The organism is Burkholderia sp. PAMC 28687, from assembly GCF_001577465.1.
GTDB lineage: Bacteria > Pseudomonadota > Gammaproteobacteria > Burkholderiales > Burkholderiaceae > Caballeronia.
Genome location: NZ_CP014505.1, coordinates 2985666 through 3011113, shown reverse-complemented (window position 1 = coordinate 3011113; position 25448 = coordinate 2985666). Strand labels below are relative to the sequence as shown.

21 protein-coding genes and 1 riboswitch are annotated in these 25448 nt (G+C 60.5%); of the genes, 17 read left to right on the top strand and 4 right to left on the bottom strand.

Going from position 1 to position 25448, the window contains the following annotated elements:
• The first annotated feature begins 69 nt into the window (after positions 1 to 69).
• The 9 genes from AX768_RS14025 to ugpQ all read left to right on the top strand — a co-directional run bounded on the left by AX768_RS14025 (position 70) and on the right by ugpQ (position 8389).
• The gene (locus AX768_RS14025) at positions 70 to 576 is read left to right on the top strand and encodes a shikimate kinase (protein ID WP_372237077.1); all 507 of its coding nucleotides are present in this window, start codon (positions 70 to 72) and stop codon (positions 574 to 576) included.
• An 8-nt stretch (positions 577 to 584) separates the two neighbouring features.
• Complete coding sequence (aroB, locus tag AX768_RS14020) at positions 585 to 1661, top strand: 3-dehydroquinate synthase (protein ID WP_062000998.1); 1077 nt, start codon at positions 585 to 587, stop codon at positions 1659 to 1661.
• 186 nt (positions 1662 to 1847) lie between these two features.
• Complete coding sequence (locus AX768_RS14015) at positions 1848 to 3074, top strand: deoxyguanosinetriphosphate triphosphohydrolase (RefSeq protein ID WP_062000466.1); 1227 nt, start codon at positions 1848 to 1850, stop codon at positions 3072 to 3074.
• 81 nt (positions 3075 to 3155) lie between these two features.
• A complete protein-coding gene (gene ugpB, locus AX768_RS32790) occupies positions 3156 to 4478 on the top strand; it encodes a sn-glycerol-3-phosphate ABC transporter substrate-binding protein UgpB (RefSeq protein WP_062000465.1) in 1323 nt (440 codons plus the stop codon).
• Between the two features lie 9 nt (positions 4479 to 4487).
• On the top strand, positions 4488 to 5372 hold the full coding sequence (gene ugpA / locus AX768_RS32785) for a sn-glycerol-3-phosphate ABC transporter permease UgpA (RefSeq protein WP_062000464.1): 885 nt from the start codon (positions 4488 to 4490) through the stop codon (positions 5370 to 5372).
• Entirely contained in the window at positions 5369 to 6214 is an 846-nt protein-coding gene (gene ugpE, locus AX768_RS14000) for a sn-glycerol-3-phosphate ABC transporter permease UgpE (protein WP_062000463.1), read from the top strand. The genes ugpA and ugpE overlap by 4 nt, the downstream gene beginning before the upstream one ends.
• A gap of 13 nt (positions 6215 to 6227) precedes the next feature.
• Positions 6228 to 6536: an antibiotic biosynthesis monooxygenase family protein gene (locus tag AX768_RS13995; protein ID WP_062000462.1), complete on the top strand. Its 309-nt coding sequence runs from the start codon at positions 6228 to 6230 to the stop codon at positions 6534 to 6536.
• A gap of 10 nt (positions 6537 to 6546) precedes the next feature.
• Entirely contained in the window at positions 6547 to 7629 is a 1083-nt protein-coding gene (locus AX768_RS13990; protein WP_062000461.1) for a sn-glycerol-3-phosphate import ATP-binding protein UgpC, read from the top strand.
• A gap of 16 nt (positions 7630 to 7645) precedes the next feature.
• Entirely contained in the window at positions 7646 to 8389 is a 744-nt protein-coding gene (ugpQ, locus tag AX768_RS13985; RefSeq protein ID WP_062000460.1) for a glycerophosphodiester phosphodiesterase, read from the top strand.
• Between the two features lie 71 nt (positions 8390 to 8460).
• Here the strand turns inward: ugpQ and AX768_RS13980 are convergent, their stop codons facing one another.
• A complete protein-coding gene (locus AX768_RS13980; RefSeq protein WP_062000459.1) occupies positions 8461 to 8838 on the bottom strand; it encodes a DUF883 family protein in 378 nt (125 codons plus the stop codon).
• 304 nt (positions 8839 to 9142) lie between these two features.
• Positions 9143 to 9868: an OmpW/AlkL family protein gene (locus tag AX768_RS13975; RefSeq protein ID WP_062000458.1), complete on the bottom strand. Its 726-nt coding sequence runs from the start codon at positions 9866 to 9868 to the stop codon at positions 9143 to 9145.
• Positions 9869 to 10145: 277 nt separating this feature from the next.
• Here AX768_RS13975 and AX768_RS13970 point away from each other — a divergent pair, with 277 nt between their 5' ends.
• The 4 genes from AX768_RS13970 to AX768_RS13955 all read left to right on the top strand — a co-directional run bounded on the left by AX768_RS13970 (position 10146) and on the right by AX768_RS13955 (position 18379).
• Positions 10146 to 10853, top strand: a complete 708-nt coding sequence (locus tag AX768_RS13970; protein ID WP_062000457.1) for a transposase — start codon at positions 10146 to 10148, stop codon at positions 10851 to 10853.
• Positions 10854 to 11186: 333 nt separating this feature from the next.
• Positions 11187 to 15890 carry a glutamate synthase-related protein gene (locus AX768_RS13965; RefSeq protein ID WP_062000456.1) on the top strand — a complete coding sequence of 1568 codons (4704 nt, stop codon included), beginning with the start codon at positions 11187 to 11189 and terminating at the stop codon, positions 15888 to 15890.
• 81 nt (positions 15891 to 15971) lie between these two features.
• Positions 15972 to 17438, top strand: coding sequence for a glutamate synthase subunit beta (locus tag AX768_RS13960; protein WP_062000455.1), 1467 nt, complete (start codon positions 15972 to 15974; stop codon positions 17436 to 17438).
• Positions 17439 to 17608: 170 nt separating this feature from the next.
• Positions 17609 to 18379 (top strand): carbonic anhydrase, encoded by a 771-nt coding sequence (locus AX768_RS13955; RefSeq protein WP_062000454.1) that lies wholly within the window; start codon positions 17609 to 17611, stop codon positions 18377 to 18379.
• A 45-nt stretch (positions 18380 to 18424) separates the two neighbouring features.
• On the opposite strand, the gene AX768_RS13950 is transcribed toward AX768_RS13955, so the two are convergent.
• Together AX768_RS13950 and AX768_RS13945 are read right to left on the bottom strand one after the other, a co-directional pair.
• On the bottom strand, positions 18425 to 19666 hold the full coding sequence (locus AX768_RS13950) for an MFS transporter (RefSeq protein WP_062000453.1): 1242 nt from the start codon (positions 19664 to 19666) through the stop codon (positions 18425 to 18427).
• Between the two features lie 117 nt (positions 19667 to 19783).
• On the bottom strand, positions 19784 to 21535 hold the full coding sequence (locus AX768_RS13945) for an ABC transporter ATP-binding protein/permease (protein WP_062000452.1): 1752 nt from the start codon (positions 21533 to 21535) through the stop codon (positions 19784 to 19786).
• A 295-nt stretch (positions 21536 to 21830) separates the two neighbouring features.
• Positions 21831 to 21961, top strand: a riboswitch (TPP riboswitch).
• A 224-nt stretch (positions 21962 to 22185) separates the two neighbouring features.
• On the opposite strand from AX768_RS13945, the gene AX768_RS13940 reads away from it, so the two are divergent.
• From AX768_RS13940 to thiE, 4 genes are read left to right on the top strand one after another with little or no spacing between them, the layout of a single operon-like run.
• On the top strand, positions 22186 to 23322 hold the full coding sequence (locus AX768_RS13940) for an FAD-dependent oxidoreductase (protein ID WP_062000451.1): 1137 nt from the start codon (positions 22186 to 22188) through the stop codon (positions 23320 to 23322).
• Positions 23323 to 23330: 8 nt separating this feature from the next.
• Positions 23331 to 23528: a sulfur carrier protein ThiS gene (thiS, locus tag AX768_RS13935; RefSeq protein ID WP_062000997.1), complete on the top strand. Its 198-nt coding sequence runs from the start codon at positions 23331 to 23333 to the stop codon at positions 23526 to 23528.
• A 21-nt stretch (positions 23529 to 23549) separates the two neighbouring features.
• Positions 23550 to 24362 carry a thiazole synthase gene (locus tag AX768_RS13930; RefSeq protein ID WP_056355552.1) on the top strand — a complete coding sequence of 271 codons (813 nt, stop codon included), beginning with the start codon at positions 23550 to 23552 and terminating at the stop codon, positions 24360 to 24362.
• Positions 24359 to 25429, top strand: a complete 1071-nt coding sequence (gene thiE, locus AX768_RS32030; RefSeq protein WP_082778833.1) for a thiamine phosphate synthase — start codon at positions 24359 to 24361, stop codon at positions 25427 to 25429. The genes AX768_RS13930 and thiE overlap by 4 nt, the downstream gene beginning before the upstream one ends.
• Positions 25430 to 25448: the final 19 nt, after the last annotated feature.

Sequence of the window (25448 nt, the reverse complement as noted above, 5' to 3'; positions counted from 1 at the left end):
GGAATCAATGCAAAGGTAAGCGAGTTGGAAGCCGGGCAAACGAACTCGAACGTATTTTTCGTCGGACTCATGGGAGCAGGCAAGACCACCGTGGGGCGGGCGGTTGCGCGCCGCTTGCAGCGTTCGTTCATCGATTCCGACCTCGAAATCGAGGCGCGCACGGGCGCGCGCATTCCCGTGATCTGGGAAGTCGAGGGCGAAGCAGGCTTCCGGCAGCGGGAGGCGGACGTGATCGATGAGCTGTCACGACGCGAGAATATCGTCCTCGCCACGGGCGGCGGCGCGATTCTCCGCCCCGAAAATCGCGATCATCTGAAGAATCGCGGCCTGGTGATCTACCTGCGCGCGACGCCGCACGAGCTCTGGCAGCGCACCCGCCGCGATAAAAACCGGCCGCTTCTGCAAACCGACGACCCGCGCGGCAAGCTGGAAGCGCTCTACAAGACGCGCGATCCGTTGTATCAGGAGTGCGCGCATTTCATCGTGGAAACGGGGCGGCCGACGGTGAACAACCTCGTCAACATGGTGTTGATGCAACTGGAGATGGCCGGCATCGCCAAGCCGGCTACGTCATAATGTCGGCCATGATTACCGTCAACGTTGAACTGGGCGATCGCGCCTACCCCATCCATATCGGTGCAGGACTGATTGGCCAAACGGAACTGTACGCGCCGCATATTGCGGGGTCATCGGTTGCCATCGTCACCAACACCAACGTTGATCCGCTTCATGGCGACGCGCTGCGCGCCGCGCTCGCGCCGCTTGGCAAGAAAGTCACGACCGTCGTTCTTCCGGATGGCGAGGCGCACAAGAATCTCGACACGCTCAATCAGATTTTCACCGCGCTCCTGACCGAGCGCGCCGACCGCAAGACCACGCTGATTGCGCTGGGCGGCGGGGTGATCGGCGACATGACCGGGTTTGCTGCGGCGAGCTACATGCGCGGCATCCCGTTCATCCAGGTGCCGACCACGCTGCTTTCGCAGGTGGATTCGTCGGTGGGCGGCAAGACGGGCATCAACCATCCGCTTGGCAAGAACATGATCGGCGCGTTTTATCAGCCGCAAGCGGTGATCGCGGATATCGGCGTGTTGGGCACGCTGCCGCCGCGCGAACTTGCTGCCGGTATCGCGGAAGTGATCAAGACGGGCGCGATCGCCGACAGCGAATTCTTCGACTGGATCGAGGCGAACACGCCTGCGCTCAACGACTGCGACGCCACCGCGCTCGCGCATGCGGTCAAGCGCTCGTGTGAGGTGAAGGCGTCGGTGGTTGCCGCCGACGAACGCGAAGGCGGCCTGCGCGCGATTCTCAACTTCGGCCATACGTTTGGCCACGCGATCGAAGCTGGCCTCGGCTATGGCGAATGGCTGCACGGCGAGGCGGTCGGTACGGGCATGGTGATGGCTGCGGATCTGTCGGTGCGGCTTGGCCGGCTGGACGAACAATCGCGTGCGCGCCTGGTTCGCGTGATCGCAGACGCCAAATTGCCGGTGAAGGCCCCGGCGCTGGGTGAGCAACGATATATCGACTTGATGAAAGTCGATAAAAAAGCTGAGGCGGGCGAGATCAAGTTCATCCTGCTCAAGCATTTCGGTGAAACCGAGATCACCGGCGCCCCGGACGACGCCGTGCGTGCGACACTCGCGGCCAGCATCTGAGCGGCCACGCTCCGCGACATCCCCAGTGCCGCGCGAGTCTTGACCGCGGCTAAAGAAGAACAAAGAACCAACGAACGAAAGGGCAAGAGATCGACTCGGGCCAATGGCCGCTGATCGGACGCGGTTGATGCTGCGTTCAAGCGCGGCGATTGCCAGGCAGGACATGACGATGATTCGGAGCAGCCGGTGAGCGACAAGACATTTCAGGTTTCCAGCATCACACCGACGTCATTCGCACTCGAGGCGCATCTCGCGCCGTACGCCGCGCATTCCGCCGAATCTCGCGGCCGCCGCTTCGAAGAAAAAGCGCCCGTCGCACGCAGTGAATTCCAGCGCGACCGCGATCGCATCGTTCATTCGACTGCTTTTCGACGGCTCGAATACAAGACTCAGGTTTTCGTGAATCACGAAGGCGACCTGTTTCGCACACGCCTCACACACAGCCTCGAAGTCGCGCAGATCGCGCGTTCGGTCGCGCGCAATCTACGCGTGAACGAAGATCTGGTGGAAGCCATTTCGCTCGCGCACGATCTCGGCCATACGCCGTTCGGCCATGCAGGACAGGACGCGCTGAACGAATGCATGCGCGAGCACGGTGGGTTCGAACACAACTTGCAAAGCCTCGTGGTTGTCGACGAACTCGAAGAACACTATGGCGCATTCGATGGCTTGAACCTGTGCTTCGAAACACGCGAAGGCATTCTCAAGCATTGTTCGCGTGAAAACGCGCTGAAGCTCGGCGAACTGGGCGAACGCTTTTTAAAGCGCAAACAGCCGTCGATAGAAGCGCAGATCGCGAATGTGGCCGACGAGATCGCGTACAACAATCACGATGTCGACGACGGCCTGCGCTCCGGCCTGATCACGCTCGAGCAGCTCTCGAACGTGGCGCTCTGGCAGACGCATTACGAAGCGGCGCGCGCTGAATATCCGGATATCGAAGGACGCCGGCTGATTCACGAGACCATTCGGCGGATCATCAACACGCTGATCGTGGACCTGATCGAATCGACGAGCGAGAACCTGGCGCGCGTCAATCCGCAATCCATCGAAGACGTTCGCAATGCACCCGCCCTCGTCACGCACGGGGCCGCCGTCGCGGCACAGGCTGCCGAACTCAAGCGCTTCCTGTACAAGAACCTGTATCGCCATTACCGCGTGATGCGCATGGCGAACAAGGCGCAGCGCGTGGTGAGCGGCCTGTTCAAGGCGTTCATTGACGACCCGCGCCTGTTGCCGCCCGATTACCAGGCGCGTGCGCTGGTCACGGAAGAATCGGCGAACGATACTCACGGCGGCGCGGCCGCCGGGAACACAACGCAGGCGCGGCTGATCGCGCATTACATTGCGGGCATGACGGACCGGTACGCGCTGAAGGAATACGGACGTCTGTTCGTCATCGACGATAACTAGAATCGCGCATTCGAGGGTTTTTCGAGCTTCCCTCACGCGCAAGACACGCACACTTCACCCGGGTCCAAGGAGACGTAACTCATGAGTAGTCGCAAGCTGCTGGTCAGCGCCATTTCCCTCGCTGCCGCTTTGACGTTTGGCGCAAGCCAGGCGCAGGCCGCAACAGAAATCCAGTTCTGGCATGCAATGGAATCCGCGCTCGGCGAACGCGTGAACGACATCGCGAACGACTTCAACAAGTCGCAAAGCGACTACAAGATCGTGCCGGTCTTCAAGGGCAGCTACGACCAGACGCTGGCGGCCGGGATCGCGGCGTACCGCAGCGGCAACGCGCCGGCCATCCTGCAAGTCTATGAAGTCGGTACGGCCACGATGATCCAGGCCAAGAAAGCCGTGATTCCCGTGTCCGATGTCTTCAAGCAAGCCGGCGTTCCGCTCGACGAAAAAGCATTCGTGCCGACCATCGCCAGCTATTACAGCGACGCCAAGACGGGCCAGTTGATTTCGATGCCGTTCAACAGCTCCACGCCCGTGCTGTACTACAACAAGGACGCGTTCAAGAAGGCCGGCATAGATCCGACGCATGCGCCGAAAACATGGGGCGAACTCGAAGCCGATTCGAAGAAGCTGAAAGCGGCCGGCATGTGCGGTTATTCGTCGGGCTGGCAGAGCTGGATTCAGCTTGAAAACTACAGCGCGTGGCACGGTGCGCCGTTTGCATCGAAGAACAATGGTTTTGACGGCACCGACGCCGTGCTCGAATTCAACAAGCCGCTGCAGATCGCGCACATTCAATTCCTGCAGAACATGGCCAAGGACGGCACGTTCACCTACGTTGGCCGGAAGGACGAAGCGGTATCGAAGTTTTACAGCGGCGATTGCGGCATCGTGACCAACTCGTCGGGCTCGCTTGCCAACATCAAGAAGTACGCGAAGTTCAGCTTCGGCACGGGCATGATGCCGTACGACGAAAGCGTGAAGGGCGCACCGCAAAACGCGATCATCGGCGGGGCGAGTCTCTGGGTGCTGTCGGGCAAGGACGCGGCAACGTACAAGGGCGTCGCCAAGTTCCTGGCGTATCTGACGTCGCCGGCGGTTGCGGCCAAATGGCATCAGGACACGGGTTATCTGCCGGTCACGACAGCCGCGTACGAGCTGACGCAAAAGCAGGGTTTCTATGACAAGAATCCCGGCGCCGATACCGCCATCAAGCAGATGTTGAACAAGCCGCCGTTACCGTTCACGAAAGGCCTGCGTCTTGGCAACATGCCGCAGATCCGCACGATCGTCGACGAGGAGCTCGAACAAGTCTGGGCGCGAAAGAAGACGCCGAAGGACGCACTGGATTCAGCCGTATCGCGCGGCGACGATCTGCTGCGCCGATTCGAAAAGGCAGGAAGCTAAGAGCGCGCCATGGAAAAACGATCGCGGTTCAATACAAGCCTGCTGCCTTACCTGCTGGTCGCGCCGCAACTCGCGATCACCGCGATCTTTTTCCTGTGGCCGGCGGGTGAAGCGTTGTGGCAGGCCACGCAGACGCAGGATGCTTTTGGGACGTCGAGCGAGTTCGTCGGGCTGGCGAACTTCAAGCAGATCTTCACGGATCCGCTGTATCTGTCGTCGTTCAACACGACGATCATCTTTTGCACGCTCGTCACCGTATCGGGGCTCGTCATTTCGCTGCTGCTTGCGGCATGCGCCGATCGCGTGACGCGCGGCGCCAAGACTTATCAGACGCTGCTGATCTGGCCGTACGCGGTGGCGCCGGCCATTGCCGCCGTGTTGTGGTCGTTCCTGTTCAATCCGAGTATTGGACTGGTGACGTATGCGCTCGCGAAATACGGCATTGTCTGGAACCATGCGTTGAACGGCTCGCAGGCCATGTTCCTCGTGGTGCTGGCATCCGTGTGGAAACAGGTGAGCTACAACTTCCTGTTCTTCTACGCCGGGCTGCAAGCCATTCCGCGCTCGCTGATCGAAGCGGCGGCTATCGACGGCGCAGGTCCCGTCCGGCGTTTCTTCGGAATTGCGTTGCCGTTGTTGTCGCCAACGAGTTTCTTCCTGTTGACCGTGAACGTGGTCTACGCCTTCTTCGATACCTTCCCGGTCATCGATGCGGCAACCGGCGGCGGCCCTGCGCAATCCACGAAGACCCTCATCTACAAGATCTTTGCCGAAGGTTTCCAGGGCCTCGATATCGGCAGTTCCGGCGCGCAGTCCGTCGTGCTGATGGTGATCGTGGTGGCGCTGACCGTCGTGCAATTCCGTTTCATTGAACGTCGGGTGCAGTACTCATGATCGAAAACCGTCGCGGTTTCGACCTCTTTTGCCACGCGGTGCTGATCGTGGGCGTGGTGCTGGTCGTGTTTCCGGTGTACATCGCGTTTTGCGCGGCCACCATGAGCGAAGCGGAAGTTTTCAACGTGCCGCTGTCGCTCGTGCCAAGTACGCATTTGTTCGAGAACGTCGCGCACATCTGGACGCATGGCAGCGGCAGCGCGGCAAGTCCGTTTGGCCGCATGCTGATGAACAGCCTGGTCATGGCGCTCGTGATTTCCATCGGGAAGATCGTCATTTCGATGCTGTCCGCGTATGCCATCGTGTTCTTCCGTTTCCCGTTCAAGAACCTCGCGTTCTGGCTCATCTTCATCACGCTCATGCTTCCGGTGGAAGTACGGATCTTTCCGACGGTGCAAGTGGTTTCATCGATGCACATGAGCAATACGTACGCGGGGTTGACGCTGCCGCTGATTGCATCGGCGACGGCGACGTTCTTGTTCCGCCAGTTCTTCATGACGCTGCCCGATGAACTCATGGAGGCGGCGCGCATCGACGGCGCCGGCGCGTTGCGTTTCCTTTGGGACGTAGTGTTGCCGCTCTCGAAGACCAACATTGCCGCGCTCTTCGTGATCACCTTCATCTACGGCTGGAACCAGTACTTGTGGCCCATCCTGATCAGCAGCGACCAGTCGATGCAAACCGCGGTCGTCGGCATCAAGAGCATGATCGGTTCGGGCGACACGGCCACCGAGTGGCATCTCGTGATGACCGCGACGTTGCTCGCCATGTTGCCGCCGCTCGCTGTCGTGCTGAGCATGCAGCGCTGGTTCGTGCGTGGTCTTGTCGATTCCGAAAAATAATGGAGCTCACTCAATGATCCTTGAAGTCGCTCAATTGCCGGTCAAGGCCGGCGAGGAAGCTGCGTTCGAAGCAGCGTTCGCGCAAGCCGCGAAGATCATCTCGGCGCAGCCGGGATACCTCTCGCATGAACTCGTGCGCGGCGCCGACGCCGGCAACGGTTCGCAATACGTTCTGCTGGTCCGCTGGGAAACCGTCGCGGCGCATCAGGACGGCTTTCGCAATTCCGCCGATTATCAAAAATGGCGCGAGTTGCTGCACAAATTCTATGAACCGGGCATCGCGGTCGCGCATTTTGCGACGGTCGCGGGCGCACTGAAATGAAGGCGGGTCGATGGCTGCACTAAGCCTTCAAGGCGTCAAGAAAACATACGATGGCAAGCAATTCGTCTTGCACGGCATCGACGTGCAAGTGGCCGATGGCGAATTCGTCGTCATGGTCGGTCCGTCGGGCTGCGGAAAATCCACGTTGCTGCGGATGGTGGCGGGACTCGAAAGCGTGTCCGAAGGGACGATTTCCATCGGCGAGAAGGTGGTGAACAAGCTCGAGCCGAAGGATCGGGACATCGCGATGGTGTTCCAGAACTACGCGCTGTATCCGCACATGAGCGTCGCGCAGAACATGGCGTACGCGCTGAAGATCAGCGGCGTGGGCAAGTCGGATATCGACCGGCGTGTGCAGAACGCGGCGAAGATCCTGGAGCTCGAACCGCTGCTGCAGAGAAAACCGCGCGAGTTGTCGGGCGGGCAGCGGCAACGCGTGGCGATGGGCCGCGCGATCGTGCGCGAACCGGCCGTGTTTCTGTTCGATGAACCGCTCTCCAATCTCGACGCAAAGCTGCGCGTGCAGATGCGGCTGGAGATTCAGCGGCTGCACGCCCGGCTCTCGACCACGAGCCTGTACGTCACGCACGACCAGATCGAAGCCATGACGCTCGCGGAGCGCGTGATCGTGATGAATCGCGGCTACGCGGAACAGATCGGACCGCCGACCGAAGTCTATGAACGCCCGGCGACTGTTTTCGTGGCGAGTTTTATCGGCTCGCCGGCCATGAATCTGATGCAAGGACGCGTGTCGGATGACGGTTCGACTTTCGATGTCGCCGGCAATGGGCCGCGCCTCCCGCTCGCCGGCATGCATGCGCTGACGCAGGACCTGAAGGGCCGCGAGTGGACGCTGGGCATCCGGCCGGAACACATGCTGCCGGAGCAGCAGAGCGCGCATGTGTCGCTTACCGTGGATTCCTGTGAGCTGCTTGGCGCCGACAACCTCGCTCACGGCCGCTGGGGCGATCACGACGTCGCGGTGCGTTTGCCGCACGAGCATCGGCCGGCACGTGGCGAGGCGCTGGAAGTGGCGCTGCCGGCGCATCGCCTGCATATCTTCGATCCGCAGACCGGGCGGCGCGTGAACTGAAAAAGGACGAATTACGATGAAAATCTGGCCTTATCCGCGCATCGTCGCGCATCGCGGCGGCGGCAAGGTCGCGCCGGAAAACACGCTGGACGGAATCGATACCGGCGCACGGCTCGGCCTGAAGATGATCGAATTCGATGCGAAGTTATCGGCTGACAACGTCGTGTTCCTGCTGCACGACGACCTGGTGGACCGGACGTCGAATGGTCGCGGACCCGCGAAAGCGATGCGCTATGAGGAAATCGAGCTGCTCGATGCCGGCACGTGGTTCGATCCGCGTTTCGCCGGCGCACGCATGCCGACGCTCGCGCAGGTCGCCGAGCGTTGTTTCTCGCACGGCCTTGCCGCGAACATCGAAATCAAGCCGTGCGAAGGGCGCGACGTGGAAACCGGCGTTCTGGTCGCGCAAGAGGCGGCGCGCTTATGGGCCAATGCCGAGCCGGCGCCGCTGTTGTCATCGTTTTCGTACGATGCACTCAAGGCCGCCGCCGAAGCCGCGCCCGATTTGCCGCGCGGAATGCTCTACGAGGAGATTCCCGCCGATTGGCGCGCGCAGACCGCCGCGCTGTCATGCGTGTCGTTGCATGCGGACCACACGACGCTCAATGAGGCCCTGGTCCGCGAGATCAAGGACTCAGGCTTGCGGATTCTCGCCTACACGGTCAATGAACCGGCCCGCGCTCGCGAACTCGCGCAGTGGGGCGTGGATGCGATCTGTACGGATCGTATCGATGTGATTGGCGTGGACTTCCTCGGATAATTCCGTCAGCAGACGACAAATAAAAACGCGCGCCGGGAATTTCCCGGCGCGTTTTTTCGCATCGCTGAAACTTATCGGGCGCGAGCCAGCAGCACGCCCGCGACGAGCGCGAGGCCACCGACCAGGGCAATGGTCTGCCAGGGTTTTTCGTGAATATAGGTGTCCGCATCGGTCAGCGCTGCGTTGGCGCGGGCGCGTACTGCGTCTTGAGTGTCGTTCAAGCGGGCGCGCGCCGAATCCACGCTTTTGCTCAACTGAGTACGCAATGCGGCGACATCCGCCGATGTCCCTTCTGACAACGTTTCTTCAATCTTTGAAATCAGCGTGCGAAGTTCGCCGCCGATATCCTGCGCCGCGTCGCTGCTGTGCCGTGAAATCCGGCGAGCACGGCGGCTGGTGGAGTTCCATGAATCTCCGATGGCGTCTCGCGTATTGGGAAAGGCGTTCATAGGATCGCTCCGTCGATGGATGAATCGTGGATGGGCCGCAACCTTAAGTTGGCGGAAACGCTAGAGGTGAGCAAGTTGGATGCCGGTTCACTTGTCGGGTTCAACAATGCGCGCTGAAGCCTTGCCGCACAAGGCGTTTGATCAATTGAAAAGAGGACGAAAGGGTAGAAAGTGCGCTGGCACCTACCTGCTGACACAATATCCGGGTCATTTTTACAAGCCGATGAATACAAAGCGCCGCCGCGTTTCACCCGCGACGGCGCTTGTTTCTTGCTATTGCTTGCTATGGCTTCAACCCGGAGCGTCAGAACCGGTATCCAACGTTCAAATACGTCACGATCGGATTCAGCCTGAGCTTCGCCTCGGTCTTGACGGTCAGCGGTCCAACGGGCGTCTGGGCTTGCGTGGTCAGCTTGGCAGTGGCATGCAAGGGCACGAAGGAGAGTGAGAAGCCAGCGAACCAGTGTTCCGAAAACGAATAAGTAAGACCTGCATTAAACACGGGAGCCCAGGAACGATCCGTGGATACGTCGGTCGGACCATGCAGCACGTTGCTTTCAAATCCCGTATTCGTGATCTTGGCGTCGGTGAACCACACCCGCGTTACGCCAATCCCCACGTACGGGCGCAGTTTGGCCTGTGGTTGCATGAAGTAATACTTCAGAAGAAACGTCGGACTCCATTGCTTGGCCGTTCCGATCGTGCCGTAACCGGAGTAACTCTTGTCACCCTTGAGATCGAACTTGGGCGGAATGCCGAGTACGAACTCGCCGGCGATATGGTCGGTGACGAAGTAGCCCGCAGTGAAACCTGCCGTATCACCATTCGAGAGGCTGGCGCCCGTGTTGGGCACCTCGATACCAACCGGCGATCCACCCACGCTGGTCTCCTTGAGCGGACCGCTGCTCGAGAGCGGTGCAAAGTGGAACCAGCCTGTGGTGAAGTAAAAAGTATTTGCCGACTGGGCATGTGCTGCGCCCGTGATGCAGGTAAATGCTGCAACCCCCGTCACTACCTGTTTTATTTTCATTGAGTGCTCCTCCGAGAAAGCACGCTAATTATGAACAGAACAATTGAAACAAACCACGTTTCACCGCAAAGCGTTTTCCCTAAGAGGAATGCCGGCTCCAAATGGGTTAGCGCTATACGTAAAACTGTCTCGTACACCTGAGTTCCCTCGTCGATGCGAATCGCCGGCATCTCAACGAAAAAATTCAAGGTGGCCCAGAATATCGTTTAGACGGACCCCCGGAGCGCCGCCGGAACTCCCCGAAACCGATCAACGCCCGACCAACGGAAAATCCAGAATGGCACGGCTTGCACGACTCTACGTTCCCGAACAGCCGCAGCACGTCATCTTGCGCGGTCTCGACCAGCAGCCCGCTTTCATCGATGCTCCGGACTACGAGCTTTTTATCGAATGTCTGCGCACGGCTTCCCGCGACCACAATCTCGCCATCCACGCCTACGCGCTCATGCCCGGCGCGGTGCACCTGCTCGTCACGCCCCGCGACGAAGCAAGTCTGCCCAAAGCGATGCAGGCGGTCGGCAGGCGCTACGTCGCGCACTTCAACCGACGGTACGCCCGTCGCGGCACGCTATGGGAGGGCCGCTACCGCGCAACGGTGATCGAAGGTGAAACCTACTTCCTGCTCGCAAGCCGCGTGGTCGAGATGGCGCCGGTGCAGGCGGGTCTCGCGGGCACGCCGCAAGACTACAAGTGGTCGAGCTACCGGCATCACATCGGCCTGACGCTCGACAGCCTGATCACCGACCATGCGCTTTTCTGGAAGCTCGGCAACACTCCGTTCGAGCGCCAGCGCGCTTATCTCGAGCTGTGCGAGCAACCGCTCGATGAACGCGAAGCCAACCGTCTCCTTCAAGCGACACTCAAGGGCTGGGTGCTCGGCAGCGATTCTTACCGCGAATGGGCGGCGCGCGCAGCCAACCGGCGCGTCTCGCCGCTGCCCCGTGGCCGGCCCCGCAAGATTCGCGAAACACCACAGACGCAATAACGGACTTTTGAGCAAGAACTGAAGAATGAACCAACGGCATGACGATAAAAATCGGCATGCCGTTTTATTTTCATCGAACTTGATGTGACACCAATTAAATCAAGTTTTCATGCACCAACTCGATAATAGGTGCCAGATCATAGCGTTTTCATTGCCAACTGTTTGATTGATCGCGTATATTTCGTTTTCCGGCGGTTCGGGACGCATTGCGTCCGTTGTACGACCGGCTTCGTGTCGATCGTCAGGTTCCAGGTCTTGCCCTGACCGTGGCACGAGCAACGCATAAAGCATGTTCAACGGCCGCTCTCGGCCCCCCACAGAACACGGTGACCCATGAACGATCAATTGCCGCCGACTCTCGGTTCCGCTCCCGCCGCTCAGGGCATGTACGACCCTGAGAACGAACACGACTCGTGTGGCGTTGGCTTCGTTGCGCATATCAAAGGCAAGAAGCGCCACGAAATCATCCAGCAGGGTCTGAAGATCCTTGAAAACCTCGACCATCGGGGCGCTGTTGGCGCCGACAAGCTGATGGGCGACGGCGCGGGCATCCTGATCCAGATCCCCGACGGGTTTTATCGTGAGGAAATGGCGAAGCAGGGCGTGACGTTGCCGCCGGAAGGCGAGTACGGCGTCGGCATGATCTTTTTGCCGAAAGAACACGCATCGCGTCTGGCGTGCGAGCAGGAGCTCGAACGCACGGTGAAGGCGGAAGGCCAGATCGTGCTCGGCTGGCGTGATGTCCCCGTCGACGCCACCATGCCGATTTCGCCGACCGTGAAAGCAAGCGAACCGCTGATCCGCCAGATCTTCATCGGCCGCGGCAAGGACATTGTCGTGACCGACGCGCTCGAGCGGAAGCTGTACGTGATCCGCAAGACCGCCAGCCACCGCATCCAGGCGCTCAAGCTGAAGCACGGCAAGGAATACTTCGTGCCGTCGATGTCAGCGCGCACCATCGTTTATAAAGGTCTGTTGCTGGCCGGCCAGGTCGGCGTGTATTACCGCGACCTGCAGGACGACCGCACGGTGTCGGCGCTTGCGCTCGTGCACCAGCGTTTCTCCACGAACACGTTCCCTGCGTGGGAACTCGCGCACCCGTACCGCATGATTGCGCACAACGGTGAAATCAACACCGTGAAGGGCAACGTCAACTGGCTGAACGCGCGTACTGGCGCGATCGCAAGCTACGTGCTGGGCGACGACCTGCCGAAACTCTGGCCGCTGATCTATCCGGGCCAGTCGGACACGGCATCGTTCGATAACTGCCTCGAATTGCTCGTGATGGCGGGTTATCCGCTCGTCCACGCCATGATGATGATGATTCCCGAAGCCTGGGAACAGCACACGCTGATGGACGACAACCGTCGCGCGTTCTACGAATATCACGCGGCCATGATGGAGCCGTGGGACGGCCCCGCCGCAATCGCGTTCACCGATGGCCGCCAGATCGGCGCCACGCTCGACCGTAACGGCCTGCGTCCGGCGCGCTACGTGATCACGGACGACGACCTCGTCATCCTGGCATCGGAAGCGGGCGTGCTGCCTGTGCCGGAATCGAAGATCGTGAAGAAGTGGCGTCTGCAGCCGGGCAAGATGTTCCTGATCGACATGGAGCAAGGCCGGATCATCGACGACAAGGAACTCAAGGACAACCTCGCGAACGGCAAGCCGTACAAGAGCTGGATCGACGCTGTGCGCATCAAGCTCGACGAGATCGAACCTAAGGCGGAAGAAGTCGATACCCAGCGTCGCGAAGCCGCGGCTTTGCTGGATCGTCAGCAGGCGTTCGGCTACACGCAGGAAGACGTCAAGTTCCTGATGGCCCCCATGGCGCAACTGGGCGAAGAAGCCGTCGGTTCAATGGGCAACGACTCGCCGCTGGCGGTCATGTCCAACAAGAACAAGACGCTGTATCACTACTTCAAGCAGTTGTTCGCGCAAGTGACAAACCCGCCGATCGACCCGATCCGCGAGAACATGGTGATGTCGCTGGTGTCGTTCGTCGGCCCGAAGCCGAACTTGCTCGACACCACCAACATCAACCCCACGATGCGTCTCGAAGTCTCGCAGCCCGTGCTCGACTTCAAGGACATCGCGAAGATTCGCGCCATCGACAAATACACCGGCGGCAAGTTCAGCTCGTACGAACTGAGCATCTGCTATCCGGTCGTGTGGGGCAACGAAGGCGTTGAAGCACGCCTCGCCTCGCTGTGCGCGGAAGCCGTGGATGCAGTGAAGTCCGGCTACAACATGTTGATCGTGTCGGATCGCAAGATGGATCGCGACAATCTCGCCATTCCGGCGCTGCTCGCCACGTCCGCCATTCATACGCATCTCGTGCAGCATGGCCTGCGCACGAGCACGGGCCTGGTCGTGGAAACGGGATCGGCGCGCGAGACGCATCACTTTGCGTTGCTGGCTGCATACGGCGCGGAAGCCGTGCATCCGTACCTGGCGCTTGAAACGCTCGCGCAAATGGCGGAAGGCCTGAAAGGCGATCTTTCCGCCGACAAAGCCATCTACAACTACACGAAGGCCGTGGGCAAGGGCTTGTACAAGGTCATGTCGAAGATGGGCATCTCCACGTACATGTCGTACACGGGCGCGCAGATTTTCGAAGCCGTCGGTTTGTCGAGCGATCTGGTCGAGAAGTACTTCAAGGGCACGGCATCGAAGGTTGGCGGTATCAGCATCTTCGAAGTGGCCGAGGAAGCGATCCGTTTGCATCGTGAGGCGTTTGGCGAGAACCCGGTCCTCGCGACCATGCTCGATGCCGGCGGTGAATATGCGTATCGCGTGCGCGGTGAAGAGCACATGTGGACGCCGGATGCCATCGCCAAGCTGCAGCATTCCACGCGCAGCAATTCGTACCAGACGTACAAGGAATATGCGCACCTGATCAACGACCAGACGAAGCGTCACATGACGTTCCGTGGCCTGTTCGAGTTCAAGGTCGATCCCACCAAGGCGATTCCGCTCGATGAAGTGGAACCGGCGAAGGAAATCGTCAAGCGTTTTGCGACGGGCGCGATGTCGCTGGGTTCCATCAGCACGGAGGCGCACGCGACGCTGGCTGTGGCCATGAACCGTATCGGCGGGAAGTCGAACACGGGTGAAGGCGGCGAAGATGCAAACCGGTATCGCAACGAACTGCGCGGCATTCCGATCAAGAACGGCGACACCATGCGCTCGGTCATCGGCGACGAAGTCGTCACCGACATCCCGCTGAAGGATGGCGATTCGCTGCGCTCCAAGATCAAGCAGGTGGCGTCGGGACGTTTCGGCGTGACGGCCGAGTATCTGTCGTCGGCTGATCAGATCCAGATCAAGATGGCGCAGGGCGCGAAGCCTGGCGAAGGCGGACAACTGCCGGGCCACAAGGTCAGCGATTACATCGGCAAGTTGCGCTATTCGGTGCCGGGCGTGGGCCTGATCTCGCCGCCGCCGCACCACGATATCTATTCCATCGAAGACCTGGCGCAGCTCATTCACGATCTGAAGAACGTAAACTCGTCGTCGAGCGTGTCGGTGAAGCTCGTGTCGGAAGTGGGCGTTGGAACCGTCGCCGCTGGCGTTGCAAAGGCAAAGGCGGATCACGTCGTGATCGCAGGCCACGATGGCGGCACGGGCGCTTCGCCGTTGTCATCGCTCAAGCATGCGGGCACGCCGTGGGAACTGGGTTTGGCTGAAACGCAGCAGACGCTCGTGCTCAATCGTCTGCGCGGGCGTATCCGCGTGCAGGCCGACGGTCAGATGAAAACCGGCCGCGACGTGGTGATCGGTGCGCTGCTCGGCGCCGATGAATTCGGTTTCGCGACCGCGCCGCTCGTCGTGCAGGGTTGCATCATGATGCGCAAGTGTCACCTGAACACGTGCCCGGTCGGTGTTGCAACGCAAGATCCGGTTCTGCGCGCCAAGTTCACGGGACAGCCGGAACACGTCGTGAACTTCTTCTTTTTCATCGCGGAAGAAGTGCGGGAAATCATGGCGCAACTGGGCATCCGCAAGTTCGATGACCTGATCGGTCACGCCGAATTGCTCGATACGAAGAAGGGCGTCGAGCACTGGAAGGCGAAGGGTCTGGACTTCTCGAAGGTGTTCTATCAAGTGCCGAACGACGGCAGCATCGCGACGAAGCACGTCGAGACGCAGGACCACGGTCTTGAGAAGGCGCTGGATCACGTGTTGATCGAGAAGTCGCGGGCCGCGATCGAGAAGGGCGAGCACGTCTCGTTTATCCAGCCGGTACGCAACGTGAACCGCACGGTCGGTGCAATGTTGTCGGGGCTCGTCGCGCGCAAGCACGGCCATGACGGTCTCGCCGATGACTCCATCCATATCCAGTTGAAGGGTACGGCTGGGCAAAGTTTCGGCGCGTTCCTGGCGAAGGGCATCACGCTGGATCTCGTCGGCGATGGCAACGACTACGTCGGCAAGGGTTTGTCGGGCGGCCGCATCATCATTCGCCCGACGAACGATTTCCGTGGCAAGTCGGAAGAAAACATCATCTGCGGCAACACGGTCCTGTACGGCGCGATTGAAGGTGAAGCGTATTTCCGCGGCGTCGCGGGCGAGCGTTTCGCCGTGCGTAACTCGGGCGCGACGGCGGTTGTCGAAGGCACGGGCGATCACGGTTGCGAATACATGACTGGCGGCACGGTTGTCGTGCTCGGAGAAACGGGGCGCAATTTCGCGGCGGGCATGTCGGGCGGCGTGGCGTTTGTCTACGATCCGGACGGCACGTTCGGCGGCAAGGCCAACAAGGCGATGGTCGCGCTCGATCCGGTCCTGCAGCAAGCCGAACAGGAGCGTACGGTCGACCGCGCTTTGTGGCATACCGGCCAGACCGACGAAGCGTTGCTCAAGGGGCTGATCGAGCGGCACTTCCAGACCACCGGTTCGCCGCGCGCGAAGGCTTTGCTGGAGAACTGGGATGCGTCGCGCCGTCAGTTCGTGAAGGTCTTCCCGACGGAATACAAGCGGGCGCTCGGCGAGCTGGGCGCGAAGAAAGCGAAAGACGCGATCGCCGCCTGAGCTTTCTTAATCCTTAGTACGGCCCTTCGGCGCCAGACGCCGAGGGGTGGATCAACCCCCAATACAGAGAAAGAGAACCATATGGGCAAGGCAACCGGTTTTCTCGAGTTCGAGCGCCAGCATGAGACGTATGAAGCGCCGCTCGCCCGCGTCAAGCATTACAAGGAATTCGTTCACGCACTGTCGGACGAGAACGCGAAGATCCAGAGCGCGCGCTGCATGGATTGCGGCATTCCGTTCTGCAACAACGGCTGTCCGGTGAACAACATCATTCCGGATTTCAACGATCTGGTATTCCGTCAGGACTGGAAGTCGGCCATTGAAGTGCTGCATTCCACGAACAACTTTCCCGAGTTCACGGGCCGCATTTGCCCGGCGCCGTGCGAGTCGGCGTGCACGCTCGGTATCAATGACGATGCCGTCGGCATCAAGTCGATCGAACACGCGATCATCGATAAAGCCTGGACCGAAGGCTGGGTTGCACCTTTGCCGTCGAAGCACAAGACCGGCAAGAAGGTGGCCGTGGTTGGATCGGGTCCTGCGGGATTGGCCGCTGCGCAGCAACTTGCGCGCGCCGGTCACGAGGTGACGGTGTTCGAGAAGAACGATCGCATTGGCGGGTTGCTGCGTTATGGCATTCCTGATTTCAAGCTGGAGAAATGGCTCATCGATCGCCGCATGCGCCAGATGGAAGCCGAAGGCGTGGCGTTCCGGACGAATGTGTTTATCGGCAAGGATCCGTTGCCGGGGCATATTGCGAACACGGCGCGTGAAACCATCACGCCCGACGAACTGCGCGAACAATTCGATGCCGTCGTCATTGCCGGCGGTTCCGAAACGCCGCGCGACCTGCCGGTGCCGGGTCGCGAAATGCAGGGCATCCATTACGCGATGGAATTCCTGCCGCTGCAGAACAAGGTCAACGCCGGCGATACGGTTGCCGATCAGTTGATTGCCAAGGGCAAGCATGTCGTGGTGATCGGCGGCGGCGATACGGGTTCGGATTGCGTAGGGACATCGAACCGGCATGGCGCGAAGAGCGTGACGCAGTTCGAGTTGCTTTCGCAGCCGCCTGAAGTCGAGAACAAGCCGCTCGTCTGGCCGTACTGGCCGATCAAGTTGCGTACGTCGTCGTCGCATGATGAGGGTTGCGAGCGCGACTGGTCTGTAGCGACGAAGCGCTTCGAAGGCAAGAACGGCAAGGTCGAGAAGCTGATTGCCGTGCGCGTGGAATGGAAGGACGGGAAGATGCAGGAAGTGGCGGGATCGGAGTTCGAAATGAAGGCCGATTTGGTGCTGCTCGCAATGGGCTTTACGCAGCCTACCTCGCCGGTTCTTGAAGCGTTTGGCGTCGATAAAGACGCGCGTGGAAACGTGAAGGCTTTGACCGAAGGCGAGAAGGCGTACTTCACGTCGGTGCCGAAGGTCTTCACCGCCGGCGACATGCGCCGTGGCCAGTCGCTGGTCGTGTGGGCGATCCGCGAAGGCCGGCAGTGCGCACGTTCGGTCGATGCATTTTTGATGGGGTCTAGCGAATTGCCGCGATAAGGGTTTGGTTTATCGTTGCGGTTTGTTAAAACCGGGCTCGAGGGTGAGCCCGGTTTTTTATTGGCGGTCGGCACCGTTTCCATTTCCACAACCCGCTATTACGACTTCTCCGATATCCCCCGCTCTAACCCCGGCGCATGCTAACGCCCTCACATTTCCGGGGGTACGGCATGACCAAGATCAAGTGGAAGTCCAGCGGCGCAATCCTAATTACCGCCTTCGTTTCACTAACGACATCCGCGGCAGAAACAAACCACGGCTGGACCTATACCGGCAACCACGGCCCCGCGCACTGGGGCGCTTTGAGCGAAGCCTTCCACGCATGCGAAAGCGGCCGCGCTGAATCGCCGATCAACATCGAAGGCGCGAAAAAGGCGCCCGCCGACATGCCGCGCCTCAAGATCAACTATGCGCCGCTTCCCATCGATATCGTCAATACCGGTCACGCGGTTCAGTTCAACGCAACGCCCGGCACTGACAGCATCACCCTCGGCGATCACGCCTATCAACTCGTTCAATTCCACTTCCACTCGCCAGGCGAAGAGCGTTTCGCTGGCAAGGAAAGCGTGATGGACGCTCACCTTGTGCACAGTTCCGCCGATGGCAGGCTGCTCGTATTAGCCGTGCAATTCAAGCTCGGCGAGCGCGCGAACCCTGTCATCCAGGCGATGCTCGATCGCGTCCCAAACGAGGCGGGTGCTGAGATGAAAGTGACTGCCGTGACGGTAAATCCACTCGACTTGCTACCTAAAAACAAGGGTTATTACACCTACAGTGGATCACTCACAACGCCGCCTTGCACGGAAGGTGTGACGTGGATCGAGTTCAAGGAACCGATGACGATCACAAAGCAGCAACTCGATGCCATGCATCATTTCTATAATGGAAATCAACGCCCGGTGCAGCCGACGAACGGACGCGAGATCTTCGAGGTGGATTAAGCAGCCAAGCCGAACGAGGCCGCGCAAAAAGAAAAAAAGGCGGCCTCAACTCAGCGCCTTCCCCTTTGTCTCCGGCAACAACAACGCCGCGACGATCACCAGCAAATACCCTGTCCCCGCGACCACGCCTATTGCCTTGACGAGCGACATGCCTTGCGAAAACACGCCGACAAGAATCGGAAAGAACGATCCAAGCCCGCGTCCGAGGTTGTAGCAAAATCCCTGTCCCGATCCGCGAATCGCATTCGGATACAACTCTGATAAATACGCCCCCACGCCCGCGAAAATCCCTTGCACGACAATGCCGAGCGGAAAGCCGAGCAGCAACATGGCGTGATCGGTGATGGGGATCATCGTGTAGATCATGCCGAGCAAAAATGAGCCGATGGCAAACAGCACGAACGACGCACGCCGTCCGATCCTGTCGCAAAGAATCGCGCCGAACACATAGCCAAGAAACGAGCCGACGATCAGCACCACGAGATAACCGCTCGTGTTGAACACGGACAAATGCCGTTCGGTCTTCAGGTAGGTGGGCAGCCACGTGGTGATCGCGTAATAACCGCCGAGCATGCCGGTGCATAACGCGCTGCCGAGTATCGTTGTCTTGAGATAAGGGCCTTTGAAAATATCGGAGAACGTGGCCGTTTCAGTGCCGGCATCGCGGGCGCGACGCGTCGCCAGGAAGATATCGGGATCGCTGACATTGCGGCGAATATAAAGTATCCACAACGCCGGCACGATACCGATCCAGAAGCACGCACGCCACGCGGTATCCTCCGGCAGCAACGCGAAAAACGCCCAGTAGAGAATGGCGGCCGCGCCCCATCCGAACGACCAGCTGCTCTGCACGGTCCCGACCGCTTTCGCGCGATGCTGCGGCGAGCGGATCGTCTCGGCCATCATCACGGTCACGACCGACCATTCGCCGCCAAAGCCCACGCCTTGCAGCGTACGCGTGACAAGCAACTGCCCGAACGAATGGGTGAAGCCGGATAGAAACGTGAAGAACGCAAAACAGCCGATGGTCCACTGCAGCACACGCACGCGGCCGTATCGGTCGGAGAGAATGCCGGCGAGCCATCCGCCAATCGCCGATGAAATCAGCGAACTCGTCGCGATCATCCCGGCTTCGCTCTTGGTCATGCCCCACGTGGCGATCAGCGTGGGAATGAGAAACGAGTAGATCATGAAGTCGAAGGCATCGACTGCATAGCCGCCGAACCCGGCGTAAAGCGTGCGGCGCTCGCGCGTCGTCAACTCGGTGAACCACTCGAACGCTCGCATCCCGTCTCCTGTTCAATGCCCGCTTCTGCAAGGGCGGCGAGACATTCTACGGCGTCCAAAAATGCGAAAAGCGGGTCAGCAAGCGCCCGCTTTTCCAAACACGCAATAACCGGTGCGCTACGCCGGGATACTTTCCACCGCCGCGCGCTCGATATCGATCCGGTTTTCATGGAACCCGGAGACCGATTCCCGATGCGCGACGCTGACAATCGCGGCGTTCGGCAAGGCGTCGATGAACGCCGTATAGATCAGCATCTCGTTCTCGGCATCGAGGGCGCTGGTCGCTTCGTCGAGGAAGATGAAGTCCGGCTTGTGCAGCAGCACTCGAGCCGCAGCAAGCCGTTGCTGTTCGCCCGGCGACATCATCTTCGCCCAATGACCGGACTCTTCCAGCCGCGTGCCGTACGCAGCCAGATTGCAGACGCGCAGCGCTTCGCGGCAGGCGTCATCGGAGAAAATGGACGCCTCCGACGGATAGCTCAGCGCCGCCTTCAACGTGCCGATCGGCAAGTAGCTTTGCTGCGGGATGAACATCAGCTTTGCATCGACGGGCGCATCGATGGTGCCATCGCCGAACGGCCACAAGCCGGCCAGCGCGCGCATCAACGTGCTCTTGCCTGAACCCGATGGACCCTGCACGAGCCATCGCGAACCCGGCTTGACGGTGACATCGGCGACGCTGGCGAGCGGCTTGCCATTGGGCAAGGCCAGTTTCAATCCCTTCGTTATCAGCGCATCCGTGCTCGCGTAATGCAGGTTGATGCCGCCATGCACGGTTGCCGGCGAAATCGCTTCCTTGATGTGCGTGGAGCGCATCACGCGCTTGAACTCGCGCAGCCGGTTCACGGTCGCGCGCCATTCGACCAAGGTCGAGTAACTATTGATGAACCACGAAAACGAGTCGCTGACCGTGCCGAACGCCGAACTGATCTGCATCAGCACGCCGAGCGAATAAAACCCGGCGAAGTAGCGGGGCGCGGCGACCATGATCGGGAAGATGTTCGCTACCTGGCTATAAAACGCCAGTACGAAGGTGAGCCGCTTGGTGTATTTCATGATCTGCCAGTAGTTCTGGCGGATCGTCTGGAAGATGCCCTTGGCGGTCGTGGTCTCGGTCGCGACGCCATCGTAGAACGCGATCTGCTCGGCGTTTTCGCGAATGCGGATGAGGCCGAAGCGGAAGTTTGCTTCCACTTTCTGCGCCTGGTAATTGATCGATACCAACGGATGGCCGAAGCGTTGCATCAGGAGCGACCCGATGACGGCATATCCCGCAGCGGCCCAGACCATGTAGCCCGGAATGGTGACGGCCGTGCCGAACACGGAGAAACTCAACGCGCCGGCGAGCGACCACAGGATGGTGATGAACGTGGCGAGCGTCACGAGCGTGGACAGCAAATCCAGCGATAACGCCAGCGTCGTCGTGGCAAACGACTGGAGGTCGTCGCTGATCCGCTGGTCGGGGTTATCGGCGAGACGATCGCGTTCTATGCGGTAGAAGGCTTTGTCGCCGAGCCATTGTTCGAGGTAGCGATGTGTCAGCCATTGACGCCACCGGAAGCCGAGCATCTGCCGCAAATACCGGCCGTAAACCGCGAGCAGGATGTACGCAAACGCAAGACCGGTGAAGATCATCAGCAGGTGCGGAAAGTCGTGGACGTTCTTGGTCTGCAGCGCGTTGTAGAAGTCCCCGTTCCACTTGTTCAGGCGGACGTTGATGTACACGACCGTCATGTTGATCGCGATGATCGCAACCAGCAAAAGCCACGCAATGCCGCGTTCTTCAGATACCCAATAAGGCTTGATGAGACTCCACGCCGACACTTTGTCGGCGTTTTGTTCTGTGTTGCCTGGAGGTGTGATGGTCATGAGCTTCCTGAGGACGTGCCGGCTCGGCGGCAGGTTTGTAACTTGGCGGTGGCCTGGGATCGTACGCAATCAGCAAAGGCGGCGCGCGCCGGAGCATTGTTTCGGGCGCGCCTTAACTGCTCCTTAATTCTCGCTGTATCCGTGCAATTGCAACATGCATCGGCGTTCGCGGCATTGTGCCAGAGTGCGCCGGGCTCCAACGAAAGGGAAGAAAGGCGGGCTTTTTCCCTGTTCGGGTCGCTAGTATGAGAGCCGCTTGTTTGCGGGTCGTTTCGTTTTTATGTTTTAATGATTGTTGACGAAACAGGGGTGCTTCGGCACGCGTCTCCGGGTTTGAAAAAGTGGAGAAACGCGCGGCGAGGCTGAGAGAGTCCCTTTGCACCCGATCCGGGTAATACCGGCGAGGGAAGTTTCCGGAAACCCGCATGGGGTTTTCTGTTTCTTCCAGTTCTGGCTGGCCCGCAATCCGCATTTCGTGCGCGCCGGCTGCATTCTCGCCGTGGTTTCGTCCCTGAACATGTTTGATGCGCCGCGCGTTCAGTCAGGGCTCGAAACGGGCATTTCTCCCGACATCGACTTCCTTGTGCTTCGTGCGCGCCTGTCCGTTCTGCAGCGTTTGCTGAGGAGGCATCGTCATCGTGAATACTGTTATGCGATCCAATCCGTTCGTGTCTGCCCAGCCCGACTTTGCCGTCGTCGGCGGCGGCCTGTGCGGGCGGCTGATCGCGTGGCTGCTGGCGGGCGCGGGGCATCGCGTGGCGTTGTACGAACGAGGCGATGCAGCGGGCACCCAGTCGGCGGCTTGGGTGGCCGCGGCGATGCTCGCGCCGCTCGCCGAAGCGGCCAGCGCCGAATTGCTGATCACGGAACTCGGGGCGGCGTCGCTTGAGCGCTGGCCGCAGTTGATCGCGCAATTGCCACAACCGGTGTTCTTCCAGCGCAATGGCACGCTGGTCGTCTGGCATGCTGGCGATCGCGCCGAGGCGCCGCTGTTCGAACGCCGCTTGCGGGCGAATGCGCCACCGGCGTTGTTTCAGGACGGCTTCGTCAAGCTGTCCGGCGCTCAGGTCGCGGCCGCCGAACCATCGCTCGGCACACGTTTCCCGCAGGGTTGGCTGCTCCCCAATGAAGGCCAGCTCGATAACCGCCAGGTCCTGACTGCACTCGCGGCAGGACTCGCGGAGCGCAACGTCGAGCTTCACTGGAACACAACGATCGATACGATGCCGGACGCGCGTTTTGTCATCGATTGCCGTGGTCTCGGCGGCAAACCCGCGTGGCCGGCGTTGCGAGGCATCCGGGGCGAAGTCGCACGCGTGCATGCGCCGGGTATCGGCCTGATGCGGCCGGTGCGTTTGCTGCACCCGCGTTATCCGCTTTACATCGCGCCGAAGGAAAACGATTTGTACGTGATCGGCGCGACCGAAGTCGAGGGCGAAGACATGTCGCCGGTCACCGTGCGATCCGCGCTGGAACTGCTGAGCGCCGCGTTCGCGGTGCATCCGGGTTTTGGCGAGGCGCGCATTCTCGAGCTGAATTCGCAATGCCGCCCGACCTTGCCGGACCACCGGCCGGCGGTTGTCTGGGACGGCGCACGAACCTTGCGCGTGAATGGTTTATACCGGCACGGCTACATGATCGCGCCCGAAGTCGCGGACACCGCCCGCGCGCTCGCCGAAGCGTTGCTCGGCGGCGCGATCAATAACCCCGATTCCTTCGATGACTGGCGCCAGCAGGCCCGCTGGTCCGCGTTGCTGCGCTGCGAACACGCGGCGTCCGTGCTTTGAGATTCATGATGAACATTCACATCAACCAGCAGCCGTTTTCCGTCTCCGATGCCGCCACCGTCACCGACGCGCTTGCCGCTTTCGGCGCGAAGCCGCCGTTCGCCGTGGCCCTGAACGGCCAGTTCGTGGCGCGCGGCGAGCATGCATCGAAGGCGCTCAATGCCGGCGACAAGCTCGATATCGTCTCGCCGGTCGCCGGCGGCTGAGCATTCATAAAAGGATCGATCATGACCTCCACGATCACCACCGCCGATACCCTCACGCTCTACGGCACGTCTTTCCCGAGCCGCGTATTGCTGGGGACCTCGCGCTATCCGTCGTTGCAATCGCTGTCGGATTCCATCGATGCCGCCCGTCCCGGCATGGTCACCGTCGCATTGCGGCGCCAGTCGAACACGGGTGAAGCCGGTTTTTTCGATGTCTTGAAGCGCCACGGCGTCGCATTGCTGCCGAACACAGCGGGCTGCCAGACGGTGGACGAAGTGCTCACCACAGCGCGAATGGCGCGCGAACTCTTCGATACTCCTTGGCTCAAGCTCGAACTCATCGGCGACGACTACACGCTTCAGCCCGACCCGATTGGCCTGGTCGAAGCCGCCGGAATACTGATCCGCGAAGGCTTCAAGGTGCTGCCGTATTGCACAGAGGACCTGGTGATCGGCCGGCGTCTGCTCGATGTCGGCTGCGAGGCGCTGATGCCGTGGGGCGCGCCGATCGGCACGGGGAAGGGCGTGACGAACCCCTACGGATTGCGCACGTTGCGTGAGCGGTTGCCGGATGTGCCGCTTATCGTCGATGCCGGTCTGGGCGTGCCGTCGCATGCGTGTCAGGTAATGGAATGGGGTTTCGACGGCGTGTTGCTGAACACGGCCGTCTCGCAGGCCACGTTTCCGCCGCAGATGGCCCGCGCGTTTGCGCTGGGCGTCGAGGCGGGGCGGATGGCCTATCTGGCAGGTCCAATGGCCGAGCGCGATAGCGCGCAGGCGAGCACGCCGGTTGTCGGCATGCCGTTCTGGCATCAAGACGGGAGTGCTGCATGAGTTTGTTGTCGCAGGATCGAGAAATATTCTGGCCACCCGCCGACGAACTCCTGGAAGCCGCCGAGCGAATTCGCCGGCGCCTGGGGGACTGGCCGGCGGCATCGAAGCAATGGCGGATTTGCTTGAGCGCGCCGGATCGTCCGCTGAAGGGGGATTTGATCGTGGGCGGCGGTTCCTCCACAGAGGCGGCGGATGGCGTGGGCTTGCTGGCCGCCACCGCGGGCCACGCGACGCTGCAGCTCGATGGCGTGGAATACGCGCTCGATGGCGAATGGTCGGACGACTGGCTCGCAGCATTGGCCGCGTTCCTGGATTGCGGATTCGAACCGCACGACGCGCTTGTGCTGGCGCTCGCCTGGCGCCCATCGAACCTGGACGAACTCGATGCCTGGCCCGTGGACTTTTACACCTTCCCGAAGGTGGCAAATTTGCCGTCCGCACCGTCGAAGCCCTTCCCGCATTGCCCGGACCGGCTGGGCCTGTACGCCGTGCTGCCAAGCGCGGAATGGGTTGAACAGGTTCTAGACCACGGAGTGAGGACGGTGCAATTGCGCCGTAAATCGGCCGATTCTGGTGATTTGAAGCAGGAAATCGAGCGTGCGGTGGCTGCGGGCGCCAAACATGACGCCCAGTTGTTCATCAACGATCATTGGCAGGCAGCGGTCCGCGCCGGCGCTTACGGCGTCCACCTTGGGCAGGAAGACGTCGATACGGCCGACCTGAACGCCATCGCAGAAGCCGGGCTGCGCCTCGGGCTGTCGACGCACGGTTACTACGAAATGCTGAAGGCGCTGCATTTCAAACCGAGCTATCTTGCGCTTGGTGCGGTATTTCCGACAACGACCAAGGTCATGCCAACCGCGCCGCAAGGTTTGTCACGTCTGGCACGATATGTGCGCTTGCTCGACGGCATTGTTCCGCTTGTTGCTATTGGCGGCGTGAATTGTTCCGTGCTGCAGCAAGTGTTGTCGACCGGTGTAGGAAGCGCAGCAGTCGTTCGCGCCATTACAGAGGCGCCAGAGCTCGCGTCCGCCATTTCTGCGCTGCAACAGGAATTCGCGCGATAATGCAGCCGAATCGGAAAAT